The sequence below is a fragment of the Hyalangium sp. genome (assembly GCF_045802625.1).
GTDB lineage: Bacteria > Myxococcota > Myxococcia > Myxococcales > Myxococcaceae > Hyalangium.
Genome location: NZ_JBJMQP010000210.1, coordinates 1 through 9335 on the forward strand (window position 1 = coordinate 1; position 9335 = coordinate 9335).

At 69.4% G+C, this 9335-nt stretch carries 8 protein-coding genes and 1 riboswitch; of the genes, 2 read left to right on the forward strand and 6 right to left on the reverse strand.

Annotated elements, in window-relative coordinates; all coding sequences use genetic code 11:
• From ACJ8AT_RS34405 to ACJ8AT_RS34430, 6 genes are all read right to left on the reverse strand, one after another.
• On the reverse strand, positions 1–1530 hold a 1530-nt coding region (locus ACJ8AT_RS34405; RefSeq protein WP_407742193.1), incomplete at its 3' end, for a peptidase MA family metallohydrolase.
• Positions 1527–4661, reverse strand: a complete 3135-nt coding sequence (locus tag ACJ8AT_RS34410) for a DUF4175 family protein (protein WP_407742194.1) — start codon at positions 4659–4661, stop codon at positions 1527–1529. The genes ACJ8AT_RS34410 and ACJ8AT_RS34405, both read right to left, overlap by 4 nt.
• 186 nt (positions 4662–4847) lie before the next feature.
• Positions 4848–5375, reverse strand: coding sequence for a MarR family winged helix-turn-helix transcriptional regulator (locus ACJ8AT_RS34415; RefSeq protein WP_407742195.1), 528 nt, complete (start codon positions 5373–5375; stop codon positions 4848–4850).
• A 268-nt stretch (positions 5376–5643) separates the two neighbouring features.
• The gene (locus tag ACJ8AT_RS34420) at positions 5644–6006 is read right to left on the reverse strand and encodes a ComEA family DNA-binding protein (protein ID WP_407742196.1); all 363 of its coding nucleotides are present in this window, start codon (positions 6004–6006) and stop codon (positions 5644–5646) included.
• Positions 6003–6254 carry a hypothetical protein gene (locus tag ACJ8AT_RS34425; RefSeq protein WP_407742197.1) on the reverse strand — a complete coding sequence of 84 codons (252 nt, stop codon included), beginning with the start codon at positions 6252–6254 and terminating at the stop codon, positions 6003–6005. Before ACJ8AT_RS34425 ends, ACJ8AT_RS34420 begins: the two co-directional genes overlap by 4 nt.
• Positions 6255–6448: 194 nt before the next feature.
• On the reverse strand, positions 6449–7114 hold the full coding sequence (locus ACJ8AT_RS34430) for a YcjF family protein (RefSeq protein WP_407742198.1): 666 nt from the start codon (positions 7112–7114) through the stop codon (positions 6449–6451).
• 222 nt (positions 7115–7336) lie between these two features.
• Between ACJ8AT_RS34430 and ACJ8AT_RS34435 the strand changes: the two genes are divergently transcribed.
• Positions 7337–7861, forward strand: a complete 525-nt coding sequence (locus tag ACJ8AT_RS34435; RefSeq protein WP_407742199.1) for an FHA domain-containing protein — start codon at positions 7337–7339, stop codon at positions 7859–7861.
• A gap of 7 nt (positions 7862–7868) precedes the next feature.
• Positions 7869–8108, forward strand: a riboswitch (cobalamin riboswitch).
• A 54-nt stretch (positions 8109–8162) separates the two neighbouring features.
• Positions 8163–9335, forward strand: a 1173-nt coding sequence (locus tag ACJ8AT_RS34440; protein WP_407742200.1) for a TonB-dependent receptor, incomplete at its 3' end; no start/stop codon positions are given.

Below are 9335 nucleotides of genomic sequence, written 5' to 3' on the forward strand. Positions count from 1 at the left end.
CGCCTTCGCCTTCTCCCAGTCCTTGCGGAACAGCATGATGCGGCCCAGGTGCACGTTCGTCCCCGGCATGCCCGGGTGGACTCGCAGCGAGCCGCGCAGCACCTGCTCCGCCTCGTCCAGCCGCCGCAGCTCCAGCAGCGTCAGCGCGTACTTGTTGGACACCGACTCGTACTTGTCGCCGACGATCTGGTACGCCTTGGCGTACTCCGCCGCCGCGGCCTTGGTGCGGTTGCGCTCACGCAGCACCTCGCCCAGGTGCGCCAGCTTGCGCGCGGGCAGATCCTCCACCTCCTCGAAGTCGCCGAAGGAGATCTCCCGCCCCTTCTTCGCATCCTCCTTGTCCTTGCCCTTGGCCTGCTCCTTCAGCACCACCTCTTCGCGCGGCACCAGCTCCTTGGGGAAGGACTGCTTCTTGATGAACGCCAGCCACGACTTCTCGAAGAGCGGGAAGGGCATGCCCATGGCTGCCTCCACCGCCTTGCGGTCCGTCTGCCCGTTGCGCAGCTCCTGGATGATGGTGCGGAAGCCCGCCGTGCCCTTCGTGTCGTGCACGTAGTCGATGGCGTAGAAGACCTCCGCGAACGCCAGCGCCGCGTCCTCCGCGTTGGGCAGCATGGCGATGGACGGGCTCATCTTCTCGAACGGCACCAGCGTGTTCGCCTTCACCCGCTTGCCCAGCAGCGCCAGCGCGGAGGGGCTCAGCCCCAGCCCGCCCTCGCCGCGCCAGCGGGACTCCTCGAACTTCGCGAACCCCTCGTGCAGCCAGATGGGCACCGAGTTGTGGCTGCTCTGGCTGACCACCAGGTGGATGTACTCGTGCGCCAGCGTGTCCTGCCAGTCATAGCCGCGCGCCACCGCCTTGGGGCTGGTCACCATCAGCTTGTTGAACTTGCAGATGGCGATCGTCCCCGTGGTGGTGATCTGCTCGTAGGTGAGCGTGCTGATCTTCGACAGCTCCCGGGCGTTGTTCACCATCTCCACGCGGATCTTGTTGCCACCCGGCGGCGTCCAGCCGAAGTCCTCCTGCAGGGCCCGGTAGATGGACTCCAGCGTCTCCAGGGCATAGGGGACGAGGATCTCCTCCTTGCCGTTGGGGTAGTAGAAGACGAAGTGCTCGCTCTCGGCCTTCTTGTGGCCCTTGGTGAGGGCGAGCGTGTCCTTGGCCAGCCGCAGGTAGCTGCCCGGCTTGTCCTCGATGCCCGCCTGCTGGAGCAGGTCCGCCGCCTCCGCGTAGCGCCCCTCCTCGAAGTCGAGGCGCCCATGGAAGTACTTCAGCGCCTCGACGCTCTCCGGGACGAGCTTCTCCAGCTCCTCCAGCTCGCGGTGGGCGCCGACGAGATCCCACCCGTCGATGGCGTCCTCCACCTTGGCCAGGCGCTCCTTGGCCTCGGCCCGCACCGCCTCGTCATCCGCGCGGGCCGGAGCGGCCATCAGCAGCAGGCCCAGCGCTCCGAGCACCGCCAGCACGCCCACCGTCCTCTCCCCGAGGAGAGCGGGGCCTCGCCCATGAACCTCCGAGTGACGCCTCACTTCACCAGCTCCTCGTAGTAGCGCTTCACCTGCTCCCGGTAACGCTCGGGCGCCCCCTGCTTCATCGCGTCCAGCAGATCCTTCCGGAACTCCTTGGGCGCCTGGAACGCGTCCTCGTCCGGCAGCTCCACCTTCTCGCGAGGATCCATGCCGTTGCCCTCGCGCCGCCCTCCCATGCCCATGGGCAGTGGCAGGCCGCCCTGGCCCTGGCCCTGCTGGCTCTGCTTCATCTGCTGCTGGAAGTGCTTGAGCCCCTCCAGCGCCTGCTGCTGCTGGCCGTAGCCGCGGCCCGGATCCTGGCCGCCCATCTTCTGGGCCGCCTCGCCCATGCGCTGGCCGATCTGCTCCATCTGCTCGCCGGCCTCCTGGCCGAACACGGGCGCCAGCTGCTGCATCTCCTCCATCTGCTGGCGCAGGCCCTGGGCCTTCTGCTCCAGCTGCTGCTGCTGCTCGGCGAGCTTCTTGAGCTGCTGGCGCTCCTGCTGGCTCAGCTGCGAGCCCGGCTCCGGGAAGAGCGACTGCAGCTTCTGGCTCACCTCCTGCATCGTCTGCGCGTCCTTCTGGAGGCCCTGGGCCAGCTGCTCCGACTGCTTTCGCACCTCGTCCGGGTTGCCGAACATCTCGTCCAGCTTGCGCTGGTGCTCGCCCATCTGCGCGAGCTGCTGGGACATGTCCTCGGAGCGCTGGGCCGAGTCCGCCGCCAAGTCATACGCGTCCGACTTGAGCGCGTTCTTCAGGTTCTCCAGCTCGGCCTGGGCCTCGGAGAGCGGGCCGGCCGCGCGGCTGTTGAGCTGGTCCGGTTTGACTTGCTGGTAGCTCTTCTGCACCTGCTCCACCTGGCGCAGCAGGTCCTCCTTCATGGCCTTGCCCTTCTCGCTCAGGCGCTCCTTGTTCTGGTTGCGGGCCTGGTCGCGCAGGGCCTTGGTGGCGTCGGCCACCTCCTGCTGCTCCTGCACCGTCTTCTGCAGGTCACCCATGAAGCTGCCAAACTTCTGCGCCAGCTCCGGGTACTGCTCGCCGCCCATCTCGCCCTGGGCCTTGTTGAGCGACTCCATCATCTTGTCCATCTGCATGGAGAGCTCCTGGAGCTTGGCGAGCGCCTCGTCCGCCTTGCCCTCGCGCATGAGCTTCTCCACCTGGTCCAGGCCGCTCTGCATGTCCTGGTCCTTGTTCATCTCGGAGAGCGCCTCGGAGTTGAAGTGCTCGTCGCGGATGCCCTTGCGCAGCTCGGACATGCGCTGCATCAGCTCGTTGATGCGCTGGCGCAGCTGGTTGATCTCCTGGAGGATCTGCTGGCGGGCCGCGTCGTTGGGGGTGGTCTTGTACTGCTCGATGAGCCGGGCCAGATCCCGCCGCTCCTCGCCCAGCTCCTTGGCCAGCTCCTGGAGCGCCTCGATCTTCTGCCGGTCCAGCAGGGACTCCAGGTAGAGGACGTCCTTCTCCGTCTCGGAGATCTCATCGTTCACCGCCGCCGTCAGCCGGGTGCCGGTGCCCCAGTCCTCGCCGCGCAGCCGCTGGGTGCGCAGGTAGAGGCGCCGGAAGTCCATGGTGGCGGAGATCTTCTTCGACAGCCCATCCGCGATGTTGAGCATCGCCCCGAGCAGTTCCCGGGGCACGTCCCGCTCGCGCGAGAGGTCCTGCGCCAGCGCGCGCATGTCCGTCACCAGCTGCTGGCCGTTGACGTCCACGGCCTGGCCGGCGGTGACCTTCTGCAGGTCCTTCTTCTCGTCATGGTCCCCGCCGTCCAGCCGGTCCGCGAGGTGATCCACCAGCCGGCCCCAGAGCGCCTCGGCCTTCTGGAGCGCGGCGCGGCGGTGCTCGGCGGCGCTGTAGATGCGCAGCACCTGGGTGCGGCTGACGCCCCGCTTGGGGCCCTCCACCGCGTCGTTGTCCTTGGCCTCGACGTAGTAGGTGATGCGGTCGCCCGGCTTCACGGTGAACTGGCTCAGGTCCCACGTGTACGTGCCCTTGGTGCGGCGGCCGTCCTCGCGCGGCAGCGGCACGCGCGTCTCCTGCTGCGCGGTGGGGGTGCGGAACATGAGCGCCAGCTCGCTCAGCCCGTAGTCGTCGCCGGCCTCGTACTTGAGCGTCACCTTCTGGCCCGGATCCACCTCGAGCTCGGCGGCCGGGGTGAGCAGCTGCACCTGGGGCGCCGCGTCCGGCTCGACCGTGAGGGGAATGTCCGGGCCCACCGCGATGGGCTTGGCGCGCTGGCCGTAGAAGATGAAGTGGTACTTGCCCGTCTTCTTCGTCACGAAGGAGCCGGTCAGCTCCCGCTTGCCCTCCACCTTGAGGGGCAGCGTCTGGTCATTGATGACGATCTCGGCGCGCTCCACCTCCCGGTCCGAGCGCGTCTTGATCGCCACCTCGGTGCCGGCCGGCGCGTTCACCTCTCCGTTGGTGCCCGACACGGTGCGCAGCGCGAGCCCCGTATAGGCCGGGTAGTGGTACGTCAGCTCAATGTCTCCGGTGATGGGCTCGGCCTGCGCGGAGGCCTCGGCCTCGCGCCCTGCCGCCCACGCCTTCCCCGCGCCCGCGCGCCAGCGTCCGCCCGTCAGCGCCAGCGTGACGATGACGGCGAGCACCACGGCCCCGAGCACCTGGGCCACGCGCCGCATCCGCCGGCTGTCCACCACGGAGGCCGGGCTCACCATGCTGGCGCGCCAGCTCATCTCGCTCAGGAAGGCGGCGACGAGCATCCGCGAGTGCTGCTCCGTCGCGCTCTCCCGGGAGAGCTCCACCGCGGCGAGCACGTCCAGCGACAGCTCCGGCCGGCGCTCACCGATCAGCCGCGCCGTGCGGAGGTCATCTCCCACCAGCCGCCGGGACAAGAGGATCCCCAGCGCGCACGCCACGGCGACACCCACGAGCGGGGCGAGGATCAGCACCCACCGGCCCAGCTCCGGCGCCACGAGCCCCAGGAAACCCCCGGCGAGCCCGAGCCCCAGCAGGGCGATGGCGCCCAGCATGCCGCCTTCCATCCAGAGCTGGCGCCGCTGGCGGGCGCGCACGCCGGCGAGCAGGGCCTCCACCTGGGGAGAGCGCAGCTTCGCCCTCGCCGGGGCCGGAGCCTGGGGGGGCGGGGGCGGGGGAAGTTCAGGGCCTGGGGTCTGCGGGGTTTCGACGGTCACAGTCTCGTCCGCTCAGTCGCGAGGCAACCCGCAGGTGGGCCGCCTATTTCCCAATTGTGTAGCAAGCTCCCGCCGCATGCGCGGCCCTTCATTATGAAAGGGCCTCGGCGGAGGGGCACTCTGTCAGGCGGAGGAAGGCAGGCGGGGGTGGGGGTTCAGCGGGCGGCAGAGCGTCGCCCCGAGCCATCATCCCCGGGGTTGGCCGTCGTCCATGGGCCCGGACGAGGGCGTGATGGCGCCCAGCTCCTCGGCCAGCGCGGTCAGCACATCCTGGGTGTGGAGAATGCGGGCCCGGTTCATCTTCGAGAGCACCCGCTGGACGGCCGCCTCCACCGTCCCCGTGGAGGGGATGTCCAGCGCCCGGCCGGGCTCGGTGAGGGCGAACAGGGCCTTGCGCCCATCGAGCGGATCCGACTTGCGCTCCAGCAGGCCGCGCTTCTCCAGGCGCTTGAGGACGCCGGTGAGGGTGCTCGGGTGGACGTGGAGGATCTGAGCGAGCGTGCCCGCGGTGATGCCTGGGAAGCGGCCAACCAGGCGCAGCACCAGCCGCTGGGGGCCGGTGATGCCCAACTGGGACTCCATCCGCTTGGAGGTGGACTGAAGACCGTGATCCACGGCCCAGAGCAGCCGCATGAACTCGAGCACTTCCCCCAACTGGGGCCCGCGGGCCTTCTCGGGCTGTGCAGTGGGTGCCGGCTCGACGCTCTCGTTCATGTCCGCAGTCTCTTTCAACTCGGCCTCCATGTTCCCCATCCGACAGTTTTAGCTCCGTTCCCTCTTTTCCACAGCGGGGGACTGATTGCACCTCCAAGAAAGGCAAGCTGGTAAGCGATCAACCAGGCTACCTGAAGGGTGGGTCCTACCTGCCTCGCCCTCCGGCAGGGTGGTGACGCGATGCGTCGAGGCTCGTCTGAGCAACAGGACTTGAGACAAGGGCCGCCCCGGCCATGAAGGCACCGGAGCGGCCCCAGGGCTTACGGCTTCAGTGCCTCGACTTCTTCTTCTTCGGCGCGTCCGAGCCGCTGGCCTTCTCCTCCGTCAGCGTCGTGGGGCCGGTGATTGACAGGAACGGCTTGAGCTTCTCGAACTTCTTCTTCCCGAAGCCCTTCACCCGCACCAGCTCCTCGATGCGTTTGAAGGGCTGCTTCTGCCGGTACGCGAGGACGCGCTCCGCCGCCTTCGCCCCCACGCCCGGAAGCCGATCCAGCTCCTCCTTCGAGCCCTCGTTGAGATTCACCACCCCCGAGTACTGCGTGCGGCTCTTGCCGGCCTCCGCCACCCCGGGCCCCAACGCTCCCAGCCCGAGCACCAGCGCCCACGCCACCAGCACCCCGCGCCGGCTCATGAGTGGCCTCCCACGAGCCCCGACTCGAGCCCCGGCTCCGACGAGAAGCGGCCGCCAGCGGCCTGCACCCCGTCCCGCTTGTCCGCCGCCTCGCGCACGTGCAGCTTGCCGTCCAGCGGCAGCACATCCAGCAGCACGTTCAACGAGCCATCCTTGTTCACGAAGGCGCTCCCCGCCCGCACCCAGATGCTCCCGCCCTTGCCCTCCCGAATGGAGAACACCGCCAACCGTTTTCCTGCCGTCAGCATCTTCCTACCTCGCTCCTTCACTCCTCCCGCGCCACCGCGGCGCGGGCGCCTCATCGGCTTCGACCGCCTGAGGTCGCCCGGGCCTAGAGCAGCAGCCGTGCCAACGGTGTTTTCCCTCTGAGAGGCGTGGAGCGCATGCCCGCACGAGCGCGCCCACCGTCCAGGAACGTGGACTGGCGTGGACGGTCTCGGGCCTACTGACGCGCGGAGGTCCGCTTCGAGGCCGGCTTCTTCGAGGCAGGCTTCTTCGCCGCGGCCTTGCGCTGCGGCTTCTTCGCGGAGGCCTTCTTCTTCGGCGCGGGGGCCTCGGCCTGCTCCTCCTCGCTCGCCTCCTTCGCCACGTCCTCGACGGCCTTCGTGTTCTGCTTGCGGAAGCGGTCGAACGCGTCCTTCGAGAAGAGCGAGGAGCCCTCGGTGCGCGCGCGCCGGAACACCTCCTTCAGGTTCTCGCGCGAGAGGTCCGGGTGCTGGAAGTACTCCATCGCCACGCGGCCCATGGCCCAGTTGGCCGCGAAGGCCGGCGCCACCGTGAGCAGCGCGCCGAACACCGGAATGAGCGCCTTGATGCCCTGCCTGGCCAGCAGGCCCACTCCCGCCGTGGTGCCCAGCTCGAGGATCAGATCCCTCGCGGACGCCTTGCTCACCTTGCGCCCGTAGACGTGGCCCACGGTGATGACCATGGCCGTCTGGATGGGCAGCGTCAGCACCACATCCGACAGCGGCAGCGGAGAGATGGCCACCAGCGCCGCCGCGTACGAGCACATGTTGATGACATCTCGCGCCGTCTTGTCCCGCTCCTTCACGGGCACCTTGCTGAAGTCCCGCGTCCGGATGTCATCCAATGTGTCGAGCCACGACATGGTCGTCTTCTCCTGGGCTGGAGCGCCGAGCATACCCCGGCCCCAGCCGCCGCGAGTCGCCGGGTGAACACGGCGCGTGCCCGCAGAAGTGCTCCCGGGAAAAATCCTGCTGGGAGTGGAAGGGGCTGATCAGCGCAAGTCGCCTTGAGTACAGGAGGGCTGGTCACGCTCGGGGGACATGCACACGTTCGGGCCTCGATTCCGGGGAGGAGGGGAGGGGTCTTGGCGCTCAAGTTCTCGGTGCTGGTCTCGCAGTTCCTGTATGACCGTCAGGCGGTGCTCAAGGCTGTCTCCTGGCCCGTGCTCGTGTGGGAGTCTCCGCCGCCTCGGCCGGATCCCCACGTGGCGCTCGCCCGCAGCACCCTGTCCAACCTCCGCTTCCAGAGGCCCGTCCCCGCCGAGCCGCTCGTGTTCGAGCTGTGCAAGCGCACCCCAGGTGCCGCGGAGATCACGCTCGGGCGCACCCCGGAGTGTGACATCGTCATCGAGGACGCGACGGTCTCGCGCCTGCATGCCTGCTTCCGCCGCGAGCCGCACACCGGCATGTGGCACGTGGTGGATGCCGAGAGCCACAACGGCACCTTCCAGGCCGGAGTGCTCATTGTCCCCGGCCGGCCCACGCCGCTGTTCGATCGGGCCTCGCTGCGCTTCGGGGGCGTGGAGATGTCCTTCCTCCAAGCGTCCGCCTTCGAGCAGTACGTGCAGGCCCGAGCCGGGTCGGCGGTGCGCTTGACGTCCGTGGGCTGAAGCTCCTAGAAGGGGCGCGCCTTTGGGTGCCCACGTCGGGCACGCAAGAGGGAAGCCGGTGGAAGTCCGGCGCGGTCCCGCCACTGTAAGTGGGCAGCCCTGTCGGTCAGGGCCGGGGTCCTCGGCAGTCCCCACTTGGGAGCACGGCTCCTGGGGAAGGGGGAGGACTCCTTCCGGAGAGGCGCAGCGTGCGCTCTCACCCCGGAGCCCATGAGCCAGGAGACCTGCCCAGAGGTCCGGTCGTCCCCGAGACGGCACCGGCTGGCCTTCTCTCTTCGAGGAAGAGAGTGGAAGGCGGAGCATGGGCTGGCCACTTCTCGCCAGGGCCGGGTTCGGTCTGGCGCTCATCCTGAGCGGAGCCGCGCGGGCGCGGAGCGTGCCGGCTCCCGCCGCTACGGACGCGGGTGAGCCGGCTCCCATCGTCATCGAGCCCGAGGCCGAGCCCGAGCAAGGCCCGGCCGTCTCCGCCGAGCCCGAGGGCGGAGTGATCACCGTCCCTACCGTGGAGGTCCACGCGCCGCCCGCCGCCGAGCCGCTGGACTCGGCCAGCCAGAGGGACCCGAGCGGCGCGCTCACCGTCATCCACACCTCGGACTTTGGCGGAGCCGCGAAGGATGCCGCCGAGGTGCTCTCCACCTCCACGGGCGTGCTGGTGCAGGACAGCGGCGGGTACGGGCAGAGCAAGAACGTGGTGGTGCGCGGGGCCTCTCCCAACGGGACGCTCGTGCTGCTGGATGGCATTCCCCTCAACGGCGCGGGAGGCATTGTCGATCTGTCTCGCGTGCCGCTGGCCCTGGTGGACCGCTTCGAGGTGCTGCGTGGTGGCGCCGGTGCGCGCTACGGCTCGGGCGGGTTGGGAGGCGTGGTGAACGTCATCACCCGGAGCCCTGGCGCCGAGCCGCGCGTGGCGGGCGAGGCCACCTACGGCAGCTGGGGCACGGCGCTGGGATGGCTGTCCGCGACAGGTCCGGTGGCGGGAGTCGACACGCTGCTGTTGGTGCACGGCGGACGGTCCAGCGGAGACTTCCCGTTCCTCTTCGATCCGAGCCCCGCGTTCCCGGGAGACGAGCCGGTCGAGCGCCGCCGGACCAACAACGATGCGCGGGGCACGGGCGGGCTGTTGAGGCTGAGGCACACGTGGGCCAGCGGCTACGAGGTGGATCTGCTGGGTGAGCTGTCCTTCGATGATCGAGGGCTGGCGGGCACCGCGACCAATCCACTCCCGGACGCGAGGCAGAGCACGGGGCGCGTGGCGACGAGCCTCCGCCTCTCGGGCGAGCTCGGAGGCGCGCGGGGATCCGCGAGGGCGTGGTTCCGGAGGGATCGCATCGGCCTGTCCGGTGGGCCGCAGGCAGAGCAGGGCGCCCAGGCCCAGCGGGTGGGCGGCGTGGAGCTGGAGGCGCGCAAGCTGCTGGGCGGCTGGCAGAGCCTCTCGGCGACGCTGACGGTGTCTGGCGAGGACGTGACGGACGCG

Bases quoted from the DNA above. Each gene is read 5' to 3' on its own strand.
- ACJ8AT_RS34430 (WP_407742198.1), bottom strand. From the start codon at position 7,114: ATGTCGTGGCTCGACACATTGGATGACATCCGGACGCGGGACTTCAGC.
- ACJ8AT_RS34425 (WP_407742197.1), bottom strand. From the start codon at position 6,254: ATGCTGACGGCAGGAAAACGGTTGGCGGTGTTCTCCATTCGGGAGGGC.
- ACJ8AT_RS34420 (WP_407742196.1), bottom strand. From the start codon at position 6,006: ATGAGCCGGCGCGGGGTGCTGGTGGCGTGGGCGCTGGTGCTCGGGCTG.
- ACJ8AT_RS34415 (WP_407742195.1), bottom strand. From the start codon at position 5,375: ATGAACGAGAGCGTCGAGCCGGCACCCACTGCACAGCCCGAGAAGGCC.